The sequence below is a fragment of the Trichococcus flocculiformis genome (assembly GCF_900113645.1).
Taxonomy (GTDB): domain Bacteria; phylum Bacillota; class Bacilli; order Lactobacillales; family Aerococcaceae; genus Trichococcus; species Trichococcus flocculiformis.
This window is the reverse complement of record NZ_FOQC01000049.1, coordinates 1-18,529: the sequence shown is the minus strand read 5'-3', so window position 1 is coordinate 18,529 and position 18,529 is coordinate 1. Positions and strand designations below refer to the sequence as shown.

Sequence of the window (18,529 nt, the reverse complement as noted above, 5' to 3'; positions counted from 1 at the left end):
GGCATAGCAGATACGGCTTTCGGGGATAAAGTAAGCTTGGCTGATTTCCAAACGATCGTCAATTATGTTTCTCAATACGCCGGTCTGGGCCAATTAGAAGTGAAGACCATCAGCCAATGGTATGCGGACATGACCGCTTTGGACGCATCCGTTCCATTGGAAGCGATCACGCTCGATACAACAAATTTTGAGCTAACGGAAGGTACCAGTAAAACCTTAGTAGTGAGTTACAGTCCTACGGACACAACCGATGATCTGAGGGTAACCTGGCAAAGTTCGAACGAAAGTGTAGCCCGTGTGGATGCTTCGGGAACCGTCTTCGCTGTTGGAGAAGGTGTAGCTGTAATCACCGCTACTGTGGGCAAAAATACAGCTCAAAGTTATGTAACGGTGACACTCCCATATCGTGCACCGTCGGCATCACTGCTGTTTACGTTTGATGATGGCCGAACGTCCACTTTAACTTTAGGAGCATCCATACTCAGCGATTATGGATTTGTTGGTACAGCCTATGTCATGTCTGATCCATATTTTTCTTCAACGGGCAGATTTTTGAATGTATCCGAATTGGATATACTTTATAATTATTACGGTTGGGATATCGGAAACCACACAGAAAGTCATTTGGTTTTGCCGAGTGTGTTATCCAGTAGTGATATTACCTACTTCACTCAACAATATTTGAATACACAAAATTGGCTATTGGCTAATGGCTGGACGCGCGCAGCTTATCATGCGGCTTACCCGAACGGCTACTATAATGAGCAACTTATCAATATATTGAAAAGTATTGGCGTGGACAGTGCCAGATTATATGGTGCGAATGGCCTCGTTCCTCTACCAGTAAATGATTTTTACAGATTGAGTATGGTCGATCTAGTATCTGGTGTTTCTGTGGTGAAAAGTTATATAGATGCTGCTGTTAGCACAGGATCAACCATCATATTGACTGGGCATGATATCGGAACAAGCGCAAGTGATTCCATAAGTATTTCTGCTTTCCAAGAGATTTGTGCGTATGTTTTAGGCTATGTAGATAAGGATTTACTCAACGTAACTACGATAAGTGATTGGTTCAACAGTCAATTGTAGCAAGAGCGCTAGATTTAAAGTTAAGAGCAAAGGAACACAATTTACTCGTTGAAAGAGACGCTCATGAATAAAGAATGCCGCTCGCTAAATGACCTCCTAATCACAAAAGGAGACATTTAGTGAGCGGCATTCTTCGTTTTATGCTTGGCCAACAATCCTGAAACTAAACATAAAATACCCGTATTTGTTGCATAAATAGACCATGGCAGCCGTATTTACATATGATGAGAATGACCGAACGCCGTATTGATGGTAACTTAAATTTGGGAAATTGAGCATTATTTTGCTTTCAGCTTAAGACTTTCTTATTCAGAAAGTCTTTTTTATATGGAATATTTGTTTTATACTGTTAGAGTTGAAGCTTTTATTAATACGTGAATTTAAGGTAACAGCGGCTTGGAGGGAATATTCATGGAAGAACCTGGCACTAGAAAACAACAGAAGAAGAAAAACTGGACCGGATTAAAACTATTTCTAGGGCTGATTATCCTAGTATTCATTTTCGCGGGTCTGTATTTACATTCTGTCTATACAAACGTTGTCGAGGCAGCAGAGTCTATTTATGAACCTGTCGATCAGGAAGAGACTAGAGGGATTGCCGTTGATTTGGAGCAATCAGATCCGATATCCATTCTGTTGCTGGGGGTGGACACTGGTGAATTAGGCAGAACAGAACAAGGGCGTTCGGATTCAATGGTTGTAGCAACCATCAATCCGAATACACAGCAAACTACCTTGTTAAGTATCCCTCGTGATACCTATTCGAAAATAGTGGGTTATGGAGATGGCGTGGAATATTTTGATAAAATCAATCATGCCTATGCATACGGTGAAATTAAAATGGCGATTGACTCTGTTCAAGAGCTACTGGAAATTCCAATCGATTACTATGTCACTATAAATATGGCCGGGCTGGAAAAGATTGTGGATGCTGTCGGCGGAATTGATGTGGACAGTCCATTTGGGTTTACTTTCACCGACTACACAGAAGAAGGGGAATTTAGTTACTCGTTCACAGAAGGTCCAAATCATCTGGACGGTGCACATGCTCTGGCTTTCGCCAGAATGCGATATGAGGACCCTGAAGGAGATGCTGGTCGGCAATCCCGGCAACGGTTAGTTATCGAAGCTATTCTTAAGAAACTCTTATCATCGAATCTATTGGTAACATATAGAGATGTTTTGACCACTGTTTCAGGCAATGTGGAAACAAATTTCCAGATGGAGGATTACGAATTGTTGCTCAAGAATAATTATCTAGAGGCAACGAAGAGCATCCAACAAGAGGAATTAAGTGGTTTTGATGAAATAATGGATGAAATTTATTATCACTTTGTTGAGGATGAAGAGTTTTATCGTGTGGAATCATTATTGAAAAAAGAGTTGGAAATTTAGTAGTTAAATTATTGGATATGAGGGAAGAGGGAGAAAATGTCAATTTTAGTAACAGGTGGAGCGGGGTATATTGGGAGTCACACAGTTGTTGAATTGTTGAAAGAAGGATACGAAGTTGTTGTTGTAGATGATTTTTCAAACAGTAAACCAGAATCCTTAAATCGCATTAAAACTATCACGGGCAAAAATTTTTCTTTTTATGAAGTGAATTTATTGGATAAAGCGGCGTTAGAGGAAGTATTCAATAAAGAAAATATCGACTCGGTCATCCATTTCGCGGGCTACAAGGCGGTGGGCGAATCCGTCGCCAAACCGATCGAATATTACCACAACAACATCACGAGCTCCTTGGTGCTGTGCGATGTGATGCGCAATCACGGCGTGAAGAAGATCGTCTTCAGCTCTTCGGCTACGGTCTACGGCATGAACAACGTGTCGCCGCTGACGGAGGACCTGCCGACGAGCGCAACGAACCCGTACGGTTACACGAAAGTTATGATCGAACAGATCCTACAGGACGTGGCGTTCGCCGATTCCGAGTGGAGCATCGCTTTGCTGCGTTACTTCAACCCGATCGGTGCCCACGAATCCGGTCTGATCGGCGAAGACCCGACCGGTATCCCGAACAATCTGATGCCTTACATCACGCAAGTGGCGGTCGGGAAATTGCCGCGCTTGAGCATTTTCGGGGACGATTACGACACCCCGGATGGCACAGGCGTGCGCGACTACATCCACGTCGTCGACTTGGCATTGGGCCACATTAAAGCTTTGGACAAGATCAAGGAAACTAATGGCGTCGGCATCTACAATCTTGGGACGGGGAAAGGATACAGCGTGCTGGACTTGACGTATAACTTCCAGAAAGCTACAGGCATCGAGATTCCGTACACCATCATCGACAGACGCCCTGGTGATATCGCGACTTGTTATGCGGATGCGACGAAGGCGAAAGAAGAACTGGGATGGATAGCTCAAAAGACATTGGGTGACATGTGCCGTGATTCGTGGAAATGGCAAAAAAATAACCCGAATGGATATGAAAAATAAAACAGCCAAACGCAATGGGAGCTGAAGAGATGATTATATTCTCTTCAGCTCTCTTGTACTTTAGTCCGTTATTTGAAACTTCGACAATAACTTCCATTATCCCTTCTCATTGATATGGTTTTTTTGTTATAATGGCAAAGACATGATTAGAAAGTGGGTTCAGTATGCAGAAAATAAGAAAAGCGGTCATTCCGGCTGCGGGCTTAGGAACACGGTTTTTACCCGCAACGAAAGCAATGGCAAAAGAGATGATGCCGATTGTGGATACACCATCCATCCAGTATGTTGTTGAAGAAGCAATTGCATCAGGTATCGAAGAAATAATCATTGTTTCGGGTAAAGGGAAAAGTTCAATCGAAGATCATTTTGATGTGAATTTCACTCTTGAGGAGAACTTAAGGAAAAATGGGAAAAACGAAATGTTAACTATCCTCCAGAAGACGAATATTCCGAGTATTCATTATGTTCGTCAGCCTTATCCAAAAGGTCTAGGGGATGCGATACTGCAGGCTGCGCCGTTTGTAGGGGATGAACCTTTTGTTGTCTTATTGGGAGATGACATAATGCCGAATGATATCCCGTTGACGAAGCTTTTGATGGACACTTACGAAAAGACTGAAGGCGGAGTTGTCGCTACTATGCGGATACCGAACAACTTGGTGAACAGATACGGTATCATTGATATTCAGGATCAAGTATTGGAGCACGTATACAGTGTAGATCATTTCATAGAAAAGCCGAATTTGGAAGACGCACCGAGTAATTTAGCCATTATCGGCAGATATCTGCTGACACCGGAGATTTTCGATGTATTAAGGAGTCAAAAACCGGATTCCGGAAATGAAGTACAATTGACTGATGCTATCGAAGCCTTGAATCAAATCCATCCCTTAACCGCTTTTGAATACACAGGCAAAAGGTATGATGTAGGCGATAAATATGGCTTGTTGATTGCGAATATTGAATTTGGTCTGAAAAAACCGGAAACTGCCAAAAAAATGCACGATTACATAATCGCACTAAGTAAGGAGCTGAAAAAATGAAGGGAATCATATTAGCGGGTGGGAGTGGTACGCGATTGTACCCATTGACTAAATCCGTTTCGAAACAATTGATGCCGATATACGATAAACCGATGATTTATTACCCTATGTCAACCTTAATGCTGGCTGGAATCAGAGAAATTCTGATTATTTCCACTCCAACGGATACGCCTAGATTCGAGCAATTATTCGGAGACGGGTCTGATTTGGGGATCCATATAGAATATAAAGTTCAAGAAAGTCCGGACGGGCTTGCGCAGGCATTTATAATCGGTGAAGAATTTATCGGAGATGATTCTGTGTGCTTAATTCTGGGTGATAATATCTACTATGGCAGCGGCTTATCTAAAATGCTGCAACGAGCAGCTTCAAAAGAAAAAGGAGCGACAGTCTTCGGATATCATGTGCAAGACCCAGAACGTTTTGGTGTTGTCGAGTTTGATGAAAATCAGCAAGCCATTTCTATCGAAGAGAAACCGGAATTCCCAAAAAGTAACTATGCTGTAACAGGTCTTTATTTTTATGATAATAAAGTGGTTGAGATTGCAAAAAATATTAAACCCTCACCGCGCGGCGAATTGGAAATCACGGACATAAATAAAGCTTATCTGGAAAAAGGTGAGCTGGAAGTAGAAATCATGGGCCGAGGATTTGCCTGGTTAGATACCGGAACGCACGAGTCCTTACTTGAAGCTTCAACTTTTATTGAAACGATTGAGAAACGTCAAAATCTGAAGGTGGCTTGCTTGGAAGAGATTTCTTACCGAATGGGCTACATAACCAGAGAGCAACTGATTGAATTGGCACAACCACTGAAAAAGAATAATTACGGGAAATATTTATTGCGTTTAGCAAATGTATAACCAAATGTGAGGGATGAAAAAAGTGAACGTATTGTCAACAAACTTACAAGATGTCAAAATCATCGAGATGGCTGTCTATGGTGACCACCGAGGTTTCTTCACGGAGAGCTACACAAAAGAGAAATTTGCTGATGCTGGCATTACAATCGACTTTATCCAGGATAATCACTCCTTGTCCGTAGAGCCTGGTGTACTGAGAGGCATGCATTTTCAGAGAACACCTAAAGCACAGACAAAAATTGTCCGCGCAGTGACCGGCGTCATCTATGATGTCTTGGTGGATATGCGTATAGGATCGCCTACCTACGGTAAATGGGAAGGCTATATTTTAAGTGAACATAATCATCGTCAGCTTTTGGTGCCGAAGGGCTTTGCCCATGGCTTCGTCACATTGACACCGAATTGCAATGTGCAATACAAAGTCGATGAGTATTTTTCAAAAGAACATGATGGCGGGATTGCTTTCGATGATCCTGAAATCGGCATCCAATGGCCTATGCCGCTGAATAAGTTGGTTTTATCGGAGAAAGACAAACAGCATCCAACGTTAAGTGAATTTGATAATCCGTTTATATGGGAGGGGAAATAATATGAAACTATTAGTTACCGGGGGTGCCGGCTTTATCGGCAGTAATTTTGTCCATTATATTTTAGAAAAATACCCCGAGGATCAAGTCATCAATTTGGACTTGTTGACTTACGCAGGGAATATCCATAACTTGGATGATGTAAAGGATAATCCAAATCATATCTTTGTTCAAGGAAACATCAATAACCGCGAGTTGGTCCGTCATTTAGTAAAAACGCATGGAATCACTCATTTCGTCAATTTTGCAGCGGAGTCACATGTGGACCGCAGTATTTTGAATCCAGAAATATTTGTGGAGACCAACATTCAAGGCACGCTTGCCCTATTGAATGTTGCAAAAGAAATGGGAATCGAGAAATACTTGCAAGTTTCAACCGATGAAGTGTATGGTTCGCTTGGAGCAGAAGGCTACTTTACAGAAGAAACACCATTGGCTCCGAACAGCCCTTATTCAGCCAGTAAAACAGGTGCTGATCTATTGGTCCGCTCCTACTATGAAACTTATGGCATGAACGTTAACATCACCCGTTGTTCAAACAATTATGGTCCTTATCATTTTCCAGAAAAATTGATTCCATTGATGATCACTAATGCGATGGATAAGAAACAGTTGCCAATCTACGGAGATGGCGAAAATATCCGCGATTGGTTGCATGTGAAAGATCACTGCCAAGCCATCGATTTGGTTCTGCGCAAAGGACGCAAGGGTGAGGTCTATAATATTGGCGGACACAACGAACGCACAAACAATCAAATTGTGGACATCATAATAGAACAATTAGGCGTATCCCGCGATTTAATCACATATGTAGATGATCGCTTAGGACATGATAAACGTTATGCCATCGATCCTACAAAGTTGGAAACAGAACTAGGTTGGAAGCCGTTATACACTTTTGATACAGGTATTTTGGAAACTATCGAATGGTATCTGAATAATGAAGACTGGTGGCGCCCACTGAAGGAACAGGCGAAATTATCCTAATCTGGAAAGGCGGCCAATGATGACTATATTAATTACTGGTTCAAAAGGGCAACTCGGTATGGAGTTGCGGAAACTGTTGGATGAGAAGGGTATGAACTATACAGCCACTGATTCGGGAGAAATGGATATAACAAATCAGACAGCAGTCGATGCGTTTTTTCAAAAAGTAAATCCAACGCTAGTCTTTCACTGCGCAGCCTATACAGCCGTGGACAAGGCTGAAGACGAAGGTAAAGATCTGAACGAAAAAGTGAACGCCATTGGCACAAAGATTGTTGCGGAAGCTGCCGAAGCCAATGGTGCGGTTATGGTGTACATCAGTACTGACTATGTTTTCGATGGGAATAATTCCAAAGAGTATACCGAAACAGATCAGGCTAATCCACAAAACGAATACGGCCGTATGAAATATGAGGGAGAACAGTGGGTTCGAAGCCTCTGTTCCAAATTCTATATCATCCGAACCTCGTGGGTTTTTGGGGAATTCGGAAATAACTTCGTGTGTACGATGCTCCGTTTAGGGAAAACACATCCCATCCTGACTGTTGTTGACGATCAGTTTGGACGCCCAACCTGGACTCGTACGTTAGCGGCTTTCATGCTGCATCTGCTTGATACGAATGCAGCTTATGGCGTATACCATTTATCAAACGATGGCAGCTGCTCCTGGTATGAATTCGCCCGTGAAATTTTAAAGAACCATAACGTGGAAGTGAAACCAGTGACTTCAGCGGAATACCCACAAAAAGCCTATCGTCCTAAACATTCGATAATGGATCTGAGCAAAGCAAAAGCAACAGGATTCCAGATTCCGACCTGGGAGGAAGCGTTGAGTCAGTTTGTCGCTAGTATCGATGCGTAGCCGGTTTTGCGTATTGATTGGAAAGATTATTTTGCGGATAAATGTTAAGTTGGTTGGGAAAACAATAAGGAAAGGTTCAAAAAATGGACTCGTTAGAATTACACAAAGAAAAAACATTATACGTGGGTATCGATGAAAATGATTTTGCCACGAAAGAATTAGCCCGAAAGGGGTATCATGTCGCAACCTATTTTCCAAAAAGAGTGTATCCAGTTGACTTAATGAGACGACTTCACACTAAATTAGGTTACCCGTACACAAGGGTATGGTATGGTGATTGGAAAAAAAATATAACAGATTATGATACGGTCATTCTCTTGGACGCTGAGTGGACCCCCGAAGCTGTTAGATACATCAATGGACTGAATGAGAAAATCAGGGTCATCGTTTGGTATTGGAACAGCATCTCAAATTCTGTTTCTTTGGATAAGTTTGATGACTGCAAATGTGAATTTTGGTCTTTTGATGAGAATGATTGCCGGGAGCACCAATTACATTACAATACTCAGTTCTATTCGAAGGGGTTAGTAAAGGAAGCGAAGGAACCTGAGTATGATGTTTTATTTGTAGGCAAAGATAAGGGACGTTTGGAAGAACTCCTCTCCTTGGAGTCGCAGATGCGAGCGTTGGGAGTTATCACCAATTTTTATATAGTTGCCAATAAAGACCGCCAAATCAATAAATCTGAACATTACCAAAAAAGGGTATCTTATGATACTATTGTGGACATGATTACTAAAAGCCGAGCCATCATGGATATTTTGACCGATAACCAAAAAGGGTTGACGCTTAGACCTTTGGAGGCTTTGTTTTTTTCAAAAAAATTGATAACAAACAACAAGGGAATCAAATCTAAGGATTTTTATCATCCGGACAATATATTCATATTGGAAGAAGATGCTATTGCTGAACTTCCTGCATTCCTGAATAGACCGTTACATCAGTTTCCTTCTGAAATCTTGGACAAATATGATCTGGAACAATGGTTTGCTCGTTTCTTTAAATAGAGGTCTCGATTGTTTATTGACAAAACAGGAACCGTGGCAAATTTAGGACTTTTTGTCCAATTCTGACGGGTCCTTCAAGAAATTACAAATAGATCAGGTGCATGTAGATTCAGTACATCATCTGATCTATTTGGCTTTAGTTGTCCAATTTACGAAAAAATGGGGGAAACAGCCTTGTTGATATCCCCTTGGTGGGATTTCTATTCCTTAACATGTTAAAATGTAGGGGGAGAAGCTGCGTACACGGAAAATTATCGTTTTCCTCCCAGAACTTATTACAGAAAAGGGTAAATCATTCAAATTGGTTGCTGATTTAGATTGATTTCGGTAAACATAAGGAAATTTTGTTTTTAAGGGAAGAGGGAGACTTTGATGGTAAAGGACAATAAAGGCTTTCAAAAAAAAATACTACTGATAACCGGCATTTTTATTTTGCTTCTTGTGGCCACAGGACTTCTGAACAAAAGAAATGTTGTTGAGGTAACTTCAATTAGTTTGGAACAGGAAAATGTCATGATTGAAATAGGTAGAAAGATGGTGTTGACTGGGGAAATCATGCCGGAAAATGCCACGGATTGGGTTTTAAACTGGACGTCATCTGATGAAAGTGTTGCGACCGTGTCTGCTTCAGGGGAAGTATCAGCCGTTGCCGCAGGTACTGCTACCATTACAGTGAAAGTTGCCAATACTAATAAACGTGCAACGTGCACCATTATCGTTCCCGTTGCATTTAACAATGAAGAATTTGAAAAGCAGGTGAGATTATTGATAGGAAAGCCGGACGGTCCTATTTATAAGACAAATCTTGCGGGCATCACCTCATTGCACTTGTCGGGTGAGAACATCACGGATATTAATGGCATTGAAAATTTTGTTGATCTTGAAGTTTTGGGCATTCGTTTCACAAAGGTCAGCGAGATTAATGGTTTAAAGGGATTGGAAAACCTGATGGATTTAGATCTTGGGGATAATAAAATAAGCGATATAGGTAGTTTAGCAGACTTAGTCAACTTGAATATTCTTCGTTTAGGCGGGAACAACATCAGTGACATCAGTCCTTTGCGTAAACTGACGAATTTGACAATTTTGGACCTACACTCAAATGGAATAACCGATATCGATGCTTTGAGTGGACTGATTCATCTAACCCAATTAGAGCTCAGTTCGAACGTGATTAGTGAAATCAGCGCTCTAGGGGAATTAAACGAATTGACCTATCTTGATCTGATGAGTAACCAAATAAATGATATCAGGCCATTGGAAAATTTGATTCATTTGCAGAAGCTAGTTTTGTACGGTAATCAGATACGCGATATCAGTGCATTGAGCGGAATGACGGCACTGATAACACTTATTTTGGATAACAACACCATCACTGACGTATCTTCATTATCAGGATTGGAAAGCTTACTAAGCCTTAGTTTAAGCTACAATAACATCACTGATATTAGTCCACTCGCTGCTCTGAGTAAATTGAAATCCCTGAACTTGAATAATAACCAAGTCAGAGACGTCAATGTATTGGCTGAAATGCCATCCTTGATACATATTGATGTGACTAATAATCCTATTGAATAGATGTAAAAAGGTATAGTATACTCGTATACATTTCCGTTTTGAGATTTTTATGATGCTTTAATTTATCTACAAATCTGATATAATGAAAATGTTTAAGCCTAAAGCAGTTCGAAGCGGTGCTTTTTGGCCGTAAGGGAAAAGTAAATAAAAATGGAAATGATCGGAAAGGAAACGTATGAATAATAGTTTTTATAATAGTTTTTATTTCAGTATTGTGATTCCTGCTTACAATTGTGAAAAGACAATACAAGGAACATTAGCAAGTATTACAAATCAAACTTTCAGTAATTATGAAGTTATCATCATCAATGATGGATCCACAGATGGAACCGAAAAAAAAGTTAATGAATATATTGGTAAACATCCTAATTTTTCCGTTTTTACTATTGAAAATAACGGCCCTGGAAATGCAAGAAATATAGGAATTGATAAAGCTAAAGGGAAATATCTTTTTTTCATGGATGCTGATGATGCGCTGGAGAGCCACACGTTGGAGCAATACGCTGGATTATTGGAACAAGGGGCCTTTGATTTGATTATAGCGTCCTACAACATGAAGGTGATGGATGGTGATGCTTTGGTATCTGAAAGACCTGTCATTGTGGATGAACGCCACTATGCAACAAATGAGGAATTTCTTGAAAATCTGTATTCTTTGATGAATAAACAATTGATGTATGTTATTTGGAATAAAGTCTACAGAACGGATATCATCCGGAAACATGGTATTAAATTTCCAAATTATAGTAGCTGTGAAGACAGACTATTTAATCTGGCCTATTACAAACATGCCAATAGTGTCTACACCACTGAAGGAATCCTTTATCAATATTCATTTGATGGTAAGAAAAGTTTAACAAATAAATACTTCCCAAACAAATTCGAAACATTTGTCGAATTCTATGAGCAAATGCAGTCTCTGTCAACGCATGATCTGGCTGGGGTGAGCGCATTGTTCTTGAAAGGCGCTATGTCGTGCATGATTCCCTTGCACAGTAAGGGTTGCCCTTTGAATAGTAGAGAGAAAATGACCTATATAAAAAATATACTGACCCATCCACAAGTCCGTTATGCAACGGAAAACAGTTCTGTCGATACTTCTTCAAGAAAAATAATGCGATTTTTATTTTCTTCGAAGTCTGTCCTTTTAAATTATGCAGCATCAAATATTATGTTTTTAATGAACAATCTATCACCGAAATTTTTTGAAAAACTAAAAGGCAATTTTTAACAGAATGGAGACAGAAATATTGGAAACTAAGCGAGTCCTACATTTTCAAGGAAGAATGGGAAAAGGTGGAGCAGAAACGTTTATGATGAATGCCTATCGGAATATTGATAGGGAAAAATATCAGTTTGATTTTGTTATCTATGAAGAGTACGCAAGTGTTCAACCTTACCATAATGAAATTCAGGAATTGGGCGGGAAGATTTTTGTCGTGCCTAACCCCAATAAGCACATTCTAAAATACATCAAAGCAGTGAATAAAATATTTGATGAAAATCAAGTTGATATTGTCCATAATGAAATTTTTTTTGGTGGAGGTCTGAATCTTTGGTTAGCTTCAAAAGCAGGCGTAAAACAAAGGATTGCCCACAGCCATGCTACAACCGATGGGAAAGGGAATAAATTTCCATATAATTTGGTTAGGCCGTTGTTCTCAAAACTTTTGATGACATATGCTACTGATTTCCTGGCTTGTTCTCAGGAAGCAGGGGTTGGGTTATACGGGGATAAGCAGAAATTCATCAATATACCAAATGGAATCAACCTGGATGCTTATCGGTATACTGGGATTTCAAAGCAGGATATGCGATTGAGTCTAGGGCTTCCCTCAGATGCTTTTGTAATAGGGCATATAGGCCGATTTGAGACACAGAAGAATCATACATTCTTGATGCAACTGATGCAATATATCGTAGAATCAAATCCGAATACCTATTTGTTAGCGATTGGAACTGGGAGCTTGGAGTCCCGTATACATGCTTTAGCCAAGGAATTGGGCATAGAAAAAAATGTTCGTTTTTTGGGCGAGAGAGATGATATACCCCAACTGATGAGCGCTATGGATGTCTTTGTCCTTCCGTCTTTATATGAGGGTCTGCCTATCGTAGCAGTGGAAGCTCAAGCTGCCAATCTGAAACTTGTTATGTCAACAGAAGTGTCGATACATACTAAGCTTTCTGAGAATGTTGTTTTTGTGGATCTGCAGGATGATATGGCGGTATGGAGTCAGGCAATTTTAGATTCACCATTTGGCAATAAATCATTGGCGGATTTGGAAGCATACGACATGAACAATACCGCAGAAATGTTAGAAAAAATATACAGCAATCCGGGGGAATGACAATGAACAACAAGTTACCGACTTTTCAAGATTTGAAGTCCTTCTTCAAGGATAACCTAAGATTTATAATAACTATTTTTGTAACGATGATGATCATCTATGGTTTGGCGGTTTCCTATGCGATTTACAGTGATAGCCAGATAAAAGAAACAGAGGAAATCAGCACTATAACAGGGCAAGTGAAACCTATGCTGACTGTGGAAGACTATACAAAGCTTAATAAAAAGGCAGTAAGCTTCCGCTTTTACGTTGAAAATGAACAAGGGGCTGTGTACAGTAATGCTCGTTTGTTAAAGTCAATTCTCTTGTCTGAAGAGGTTTTGGCGCAGTTAGAGTCAAAAGTGGCTATTATTTCCCCTGTTGTTACAAAAGCAACGCCTGAAGATATGCTGAATGTGAAATTTGACAGTACCACAAATGCTTTGGTAATCGAGGTAGGGACGGGTGATTACAATAATAATTTGGATATCGCTCAAGTTATTTTTGAAGACGTCAAAGCGGGTAATATCCCTTCTTTTGAGACCCGACAAGTCGTTATTTTAACAAAGCCGCAAGAAGTTAATCAATCCGCCGAAAGTGCAATGGTTTCAACAAAAGTTAATGTTTCAGATACAAATTATACTTTAATCAGCGTAATCGTGGCTATCGTTTCTGTATTGGCTGGCGTTTTTGCTTCTGTCATAAGGTTAATATTCAAGAAAGAAGTATCCGACGTATTCAACGCCAGTTTTTCCGAAAAAGATCTAGTATTGGATTTGACCCAAATTTCATCTGAAAAGGAAAGAGTAGCTGCAGCCCAGCAGGCTGTAAATCATCCGCAGGGCAGAAAATGTATTCTTACTGAAATTTCCTTACCGGAGCCAATTTCAGCTGGATTATTATCAAATAATAAGCAGCCAGATGATCAATCGGAGAATATCCTCATAACGGACAGCATCAGCAATATTCCATCTAATATGGAATTCGATGAAATTGTTATATTTTTGCTTAAAAATACAACAACGAAAGAATGGTATAAAAGCCAACGAATTCAACTAGCAAATTACCGGTCAGATATAAAAATAATTTTGATCTAAGACTGGAGGGTGAATGATGCTAGTATATATTTTTATTTTTTTGATTTTACTGCTCTTGTCCACTTTTGAGATTCTATTCAAAAATAAAAAAATTGTTTTTATAAATGGCAGTGTTTTAGCGGCTTTAGCTGGTTTTCGTTATCGTTCCGGATATGATTTTAACAATTATTCCAACTTCTATGACGAACTGAATGATATTGGAGATGTATTCAACGGCTCGATTGATGCTGAATCAGGTTATTTGTTCTTGAATTATCTTTTCATAAAGTTGGGGTTAAATTTCTATACATTTGTGCTTTTCTTTTCGATTGTCAGCATCGGTCTGCTTGTTTTCTTTGTGTATAAGAACACCTCCTATCCCTCTCTGATACTGCTTTACTACTACGCAAGATTCTTTTTTGCCAGAGATATGGGACAAATACGCGCTTCCTTTGTCAGCATCCTCTTGTTGTATTCACTGAAGTACATCAAGAAAAAAGAGCCTATAAAGTTTCTGTTGGTTGTTTTGTTTGCTTCAACTTTCCATATCACAGCGCTGATTTTTATCCTTGCCTATTTATTTAAGAATTACTTTCCGCAATTGGACAAAAAAAATGTGCTCCTTTTGCTGGGTGCCACGGTTGTTATAGGTGTCATTGTCCAGATTCCGAATCTTTACTTATGGGCTGTGCCTTACCGATACATCGGATATTTTACGAATCCTACATTTACAGGAGGTAAATGGTTGCTCAATCCTGTACTTCTGATGCAAATGTTGATTTTTTTGGGGGCGTATTTATTTTCTGATATTCAAGAAGACAAACAATTCGCTTTTTACCATAAAATTTATTTTTTAGCATCATTAATTTTAATATCTTTTGGGGATTTAGCCACTGTGGGAGGAAGGTTGAGCTCACCTTTTGCAACATATGAAATGTTTGTCGCACCTTATTTTATTTTGTCGTTCACAAGAAATAAATTGCTGAATGTATTTTTATTTTTAGGTTTTACTGTCGTGATTTTTTTCATCATTTTTATCTTTTCTGGAGATTACGTGTTTTTTACACCCTATGACACTCTGTTGTTCGAATGATACTGAATGAACACTCAAACAATCCAGTTTATACAACAAAACAAACACCCGAACCAAAATATGAAATCCATATTCTGGTTCGGGTGTTTGTTTTGGTTTTTCAAATAACACATGGTAAGAAGATCCAATTGCACAGGTACGAATAATTGCTTATGCTGTTGACGGAATGTTAAAATAAGCTTAAATAGGTATGTTGCAATTACCAAAAGCAGTTATATTTCATTGTGCTAGGGGATAACCTGAGTCTAAGGTTAAATATATTTAAAGTTATGGACAGGTGAGAGGTGGTGGCTTGAGGGGTAAGTCGTTCAGTAGTGAGTAATGGTGGTGTGGGGTTTATTCCAGAAATAGTGAGGATTAAATGAGCTGCAAAGGGGAATCTCCTATGTCACCTATGCGCAGAATGCCGTTGTCAGTATTTTCCGTTTTGTTCCTGTCTGGTCATAAAAAAATGAGGCGAATAAAATGTTGAGAGATAAATTTAAGTCTCTGAAGGCAATGATGATGATTTTGCTTGTTTCATTATTCACATTCACATTCACATTCTCCGTGCCCACTATATCAGCAGCTTCGCAGCTAATCTCAAGTGTTGATACCACCAATAAATTAGTAGCACTAACGTTTGATGACGGATATGATGCCGGAAAAATACAAGAAATTCTTTCGATACTTTCGAGTAACGATGTGCCCGGAACTTTCTTCATGGTCGGGGAAGCAGCAGCATTATACCCGGATTTGATGAATGACATCATATGGGAAGGAAGCCAGATTGCTAATCACTCCTATACGCATCCTGCCTTTACGAATTTAACTTACTACCAGATGATAGAAGAACTGAATGCAGCAGATGATATCATTCAATATTATACGGGTGAATCCACTGTTCCGTTCTTCAGAGCTCCGTATGGGGACGTGAACTCTTCCGTATTGGAAGCAGTAGGGGATGCTGGCTATGATTATACGATTGGCTGGTCGATCGACACCTTGGACTGGCAAGGTCTTTCAGCTGATACAATAATAAATACGGTAGTCAATAATATTCATCCTGGGGCAATTGTATTGATGCATGCGATGCCTGGAGCTGCGAATACACCTGAGGCACTTTCTTACATAATCAGTGATCTTAAAAATATGGGATATGATTTTGTGACAATATCCGATTTAATCGGTTATGAGGATTCGGGGTATAGTGCAGGGTATAATGCAGGGCACAGTGCTGGATACGACGACGGTTATACGAATGGTTACAGCAATGGGTATTATGAAGGATATATGGAAGGATACTACGCCGGTTATTATGACGGCTACATGGATGGATACTATGGTGGATATACCGACGGTTACAACGACGGCTATGATGATGGCTATAACGCTGGCTATTATAACGGTTACTATGATGGCTACTGGTACGGATATGAAGAAGGATACAATGATGGGTACAATCAAGAATACTCCCCATCCTACGAAGAAGAGACTCCGCCAACATTCGTAGAAGAAATTGATCCGGCGTACGAGAAAGAAACACCGCCACCATTCTTTGGAGAAGAGAACATCCCGTTGTTTGATGAGGAATTTGAAGCAGGGTTTAATGACGGGTATACCGATGGCTACTATGAAGGTAATGATGATGGCTACTATGATGGTTATGATGATGGTTTCGATGCAGGCTACTACAATGGCTATAACGACAGTTTTTATGAAGGTTATAACGAAGGCTATCCTGAAGGCTACTACTTTGGTTATGACGAAGGAACCTACGCAGGCTATTACAGAGCTTACTATGATGGGTACAATGCTGGCTATGACAACGGAAATACGGATGGCTACAACGATTTTGAGTTGCTCTTTTCTTCTGAATTCATACTAGAAGAGGAGCCGGTGTACAGTTCCGGCTTCGATGAAGCTGTTGAGCCGGTTGAAGAGACACCAGAAATCCAAGAGGAACCAGCCTATGTTGAGGCCTTCGATATAGACAGCTCTATGACCGCAGACTGAGACTATATAACTTTTGATGAATCGATTATTTCTATTTACGCTTTAGATTAGTTTCCACTTCAATAATATAAAGAAGGTGGATCACAAAAATTCAATTGAATAAAAAATAGGCATGAGATTACCTAAGTTGGTTAATCTCATGCCTATTTTTATGACATTATTATGGAGGTTTAGGTTAAACTCAAAGGATTCCTTTTGAGAGAATTTAAGCAACGTTGTTTTTTTCAAGAGAAAAGTGCAGAAGATTACTGAGAAAAAACAAAATATACTAAGATGCTGCCAAAAAATGATTAAGGTCTAAAATTGAATTAGGCTTCGGATAATAAAAGCTTTCGTCGTTTTTTTGTAAAATAAATATAAATTATAAACCCAATGGCAAAAATCCCATTTAGTATTTTAGAGATTACAGCAAGGGTAGTATAGTGATAGGAAATTTCGATGATAGATTGCCCAGGAGGTACTACTACTTCAGTTGTACCGAAGCGTGATAAAGTACTTTTACTTTCTATGTTGTTAACTTTTATATCTTGCCCTAGATACCTATAAATTGGTGTAATCAAATTCCCACTGTAATTCTTAGGATTGTCGACTCTAATTGTAAATATTGAATCTGTGTGATCATATACGACTTCAACTGGCATTTCATCAAGAAAATACAAATTATTTTGAGTAACTTCAGAATATAAAACAGAATCTTTGTTTGCATAATCTGTATGGAAGTATGTTGATGCACTCTCAAATATTATATCTTCAGTTAATAGTGTTTGATAATCTTTACTATATAAATTGAGTTAAATTGTATTCGTTTTTCCTCCTATAGGCGTATACTAAAGAAAACACTTGAGGAGTGGGGAACATGGAAACAGAACGCCAAATCCGTGAATTGGAAAAAGCGATGAATACGACAGACAACCGCCGGTTGTACGAGCGTTTCCTGGCAGCAGTCAAGTTGGTTCTTGAAGGCCACACCCGGAAAGAAGACGGGCACACCATCGGCCGCGACGAGCATACTGTCAGCCACTATGTGAAAAATTACTGCCATAATGGAATCCAAGGTTTAGTCTCCAAAAAACAAAGCGGACGACCTTCACGGCTGACAGATGAATAGGAAGCGGAACTGGTGTCAGTGCTAAACTAAATTGAACAGTTTTCGATGAATAAGATTGAACACTTTCACCAAAGAATATCTCCAATCCTGTATACTTTTAAAGGTATCTTAGGTTATTGGAGGACGAAAGGTGAAGAAGAAGTTAATGTTATATTTGGAAATTCAACAGATGAAAGAGCGGGACTTTTCCATCCAACAAATCGCAAAGCAGTTGAAGGTATCCCGCACAACGGTTTATAACTACATGGAGAAGACACCGGAAGAAGCTTTCGAATGGGTCAATTCATTAGGTTCGAGGAAGAAGAAATTGGACCCATACAAGGATTGGATTGTTGCTTGGCTTCAAGAGTATCCGCATCTGAATGCGTCTCAAATACAGGATTGGCTGCTTGAGAAATTCCCCGACTTCACCGTTGGTGAAAGTACGATGCGGTTATATGTGAATCAAATACGCGAAGAATATCAG

17 protein-coding genes are annotated in these 18,529 nt (G+C 39.6%); all 17 read left to right on the top strand.

Annotation, left to right across the window (positions count from 1 at the left end):
- On the top strand, positions 1–1,092 hold a 1,092-nt coding region (locus tag BMZ71_RS12180), incomplete at its 5' end, for an Ig-like domain-containing protein (RefSeq protein WP_177187611.1).
- Positions 1,093–1,503: 411 nt separating this feature from the next.
- Positions 1,504–2,487 (top strand): LCP family glycopolymer transferase, encoded by a 984-nt coding sequence (locus BMZ71_RS12175; protein ID WP_086990499.1) that lies wholly within the window; start codon positions 1,504–1,506, stop codon positions 2,485–2,487.
- A 36-nt stretch (positions 2,488–2,523) separates the two neighbouring features.
- A complete protein-coding gene (gene galE, locus BMZ71_RS12170; RefSeq protein ID WP_086990501.1) occupies positions 2,524–3,537 on the top strand; it encodes a UDP-glucose 4-epimerase GalE in 1,014 nt (337 codons plus the stop codon).
- A 164-nt stretch (positions 3,538–3,701) separates the two neighbouring features.
- Positions 3,702–4,580 carry a UTP--glucose-1-phosphate uridylyltransferase GalU gene (galU, locus tag BMZ71_RS12165; protein WP_086990503.1) on the top strand — a complete coding sequence of 293 codons (879 nt, stop codon included), beginning with the start codon at positions 3,702–3,704 and terminating at the stop codon, positions 4,578–4,580.
- Positions 4,577–5,443 (top strand): glucose-1-phosphate thymidylyltransferase RfbA, encoded by an 867-nt coding sequence (gene rfbA / locus BMZ71_RS12160; RefSeq protein ID WP_086990505.1) that lies wholly within the window; start codon positions 4,577–4,579, stop codon positions 5,441–5,443. The genes galU and rfbA overlap by 4 nt, the downstream gene beginning before the upstream one ends.
- 22 nt (positions 5,444–5,465) lie before the next feature.
- Positions 5,466–6,032 (top strand): dTDP-4-dehydrorhamnose 3,5-epimerase, encoded by a 567-nt coding sequence (rfbC, locus tag BMZ71_RS12155; RefSeq protein ID WP_086990524.1) that lies wholly within the window; start codon positions 5,466–5,468, stop codon positions 6,030–6,032.
- A gap of 1 nt (position 6,033) precedes the next feature.
- Complete coding sequence (rfbB, locus tag BMZ71_RS12150) at positions 6,034–7,017, top strand: dTDP-glucose 4,6-dehydratase (RefSeq protein ID WP_086990507.1); 984 nt, start codon at positions 6,034–6,036, stop codon at positions 7,015–7,017.
- Positions 7,018–7,036: 19 nt separating this feature from the next.
- The gene (rfbD, locus tag BMZ71_RS12145; RefSeq protein WP_086990509.1) at positions 7,037–7,879 is read left to right on the top strand and encodes a dTDP-4-dehydrorhamnose reductase; all 843 of its coding nucleotides are present in this window, start codon (positions 7,037–7,039) and stop codon (positions 7,877–7,879) included.
- A gap of 83 nt (positions 7,880–7,962) precedes the next feature.
- Complete coding sequence (locus tag BMZ71_RS12140; RefSeq protein WP_086990511.1) at positions 7,963–8,886, top strand: WaaS/CpsH family glycosyltransferase; 924 nt, start codon at positions 7,963–7,965, stop codon at positions 8,884–8,886.
- Between the two features lie 372 nt (positions 8,887–9,258).
- A complete protein-coding gene (locus BMZ71_RS12135; protein ID WP_086990513.1) occupies positions 9,259–10,464 on the top strand; it encodes a leucine-rich repeat domain-containing protein in 1,206 nt (401 codons plus the stop codon).
- Between the two features lie 175 nt (positions 10,465–10,639).
- On the top strand, positions 10,640–11,695 hold the full coding sequence (locus tag BMZ71_RS12130) for a glycosyltransferase family 2 protein (RefSeq protein WP_086990515.1): 1,056 nt from the start codon (positions 10,640–10,642) through the stop codon (positions 11,693–11,695).
- A 19-nt stretch (positions 11,696–11,714) separates the two neighbouring features.
- On the top strand, positions 11,715–12,812 hold the full coding sequence (locus tag BMZ71_RS12125) for a glycosyltransferase family 1 protein (RefSeq protein ID WP_245734436.1): 1,098 nt from the start codon (positions 11,715–11,717) through the stop codon (positions 12,810–12,812).
- A gap of 2 nt (positions 12,813–12,814) precedes the next feature.
- Positions 12,815–13,888 carry a hypothetical protein gene (locus tag BMZ71_RS12120; RefSeq protein WP_086990519.1) on the top strand — a complete coding sequence of 358 codons (1,074 nt, stop codon included), beginning with the start codon at positions 12,815–12,817 and terminating at the stop codon, positions 13,886–13,888.
- 13 nt (positions 13,889–13,901) lie between these two features.
- The gene (locus BMZ71_RS12115) at positions 13,902–14,960 is read left to right on the top strand and encodes an EpsG family protein (protein ID WP_245734435.1); all 1,059 of its coding nucleotides are present in this window, start codon (positions 13,902–13,904) and stop codon (positions 14,958–14,960) included.
- A 465-nt stretch (positions 14,961–15,425) separates the two neighbouring features.
- Positions 15,426–16,955 (top strand): polysaccharide deacetylase family protein, encoded by a 1,530-nt coding sequence (locus BMZ71_RS12110; RefSeq protein ID WP_086990522.1) that lies wholly within the window; start codon positions 15,426–15,428, stop codon positions 16,953–16,955.
- 856 nt (positions 16,956–17,811) lie between these two features.
- Positions 17,812–18,063 carry a COG3415 family protein gene (locus BMZ71_RS12105; RefSeq protein ID WP_245734434.1) on the top strand — a complete coding sequence of 84 codons (252 nt, stop codon included), beginning with the start codon at positions 17,812–17,814 and terminating at the stop codon, positions 18,061–18,063.
- Between the two features lie 130 nt (positions 18,064–18,193).
- Positions 18,194–18,529, top strand: a 336-nt coding sequence (locus BMZ71_RS12100) for an HTH domain-containing protein (RefSeq protein ID WP_120488148.1), incomplete at its 3' end; no start/stop codon positions are given.

Excerpts from the sequence above, each read along its gene's own strand:
- galE (WP_086990501.1), top strand. The coding sequence starts at position 2,524 with ATGTCAATTTTAGTAACAGGTGGAGCGGGGTATATTGGGAGTCACACA.
- galU (WP_086990503.1), top strand. The coding sequence starts at position 3,702 with ATGCAGAAAATAAGAAAAGCGGTCATTCCGGCTGCGGGCTTAGGAACA.
- BMZ71_RS12130 (WP_086990515.1), top strand. The coding sequence starts at position 10,640 with ATGAATAATAGTTTTTATAATAGTTTTTATTTCAGTATTGTGATTCCT.
- BMZ71_RS12135 (WP_086990513.1), top strand. The coding sequence starts at position 9,259 with ATGGTAAAGGACAATAAAGGCTTTCAAAAAAAAATACTACTGATAACC.
- BMZ71_RS12120 (WP_086990519.1), top strand. The coding sequence starts at position 12,815 with ATGAACAACAAGTTACCGACTTTTCAAGATTTGAAGTCCTTCTTCAAG.
- BMZ71_RS12140 (WP_086990511.1), top strand. The coding sequence starts at position 7,963 with ATGGACTCGTTAGAATTACACAAAGAAAAAACATTATACGTGGGTATC.
- BMZ71_RS12105 (WP_245734434.1), top strand. The coding sequence starts at position 17,812 with ATGGAAACAGAACGCCAAATCCGTGAATTGGAAAAAGCGATGAATACG.
- rfbB (WP_086990507.1), top strand. The coding sequence starts at position 6,034 with ATGAAACTATTAGTTACCGGGGGTGCCGGCTTTATCGGCAGTAATTTT.
- rfbA (WP_086990505.1), top strand. The coding sequence starts at position 4,577 with ATGAAGGGAATCATATTAGCGGGTGGGAGTGGTACGCGATTGTACCCA.
- BMZ71_RS12175 (WP_086990499.1), top strand. The coding sequence starts at position 1,504 with ATGGAAGAACCTGGCACTAGAAAACAACAGAAGAAGAAAAACTGGACC.
- BMZ71_RS12115 (WP_245734435.1), top strand. The coding sequence starts at position 13,902 with ATGATGCTAGTATATATTTTTATTTTTTTGATTTTACTGCTCTTGTCC.
- rfbD (WP_086990509.1), top strand. The coding sequence starts at position 7,037 with ATGACTATATTAATTACTGGTTCAAAAGGGCAACTCGGTATGGAGTTG.
- BMZ71_RS12110 (WP_086990522.1), top strand. The coding sequence starts at position 15,426 with ATGTTGAGAGATAAATTTAAGTCTCTGAAGGCAATGATGATGATTTTG.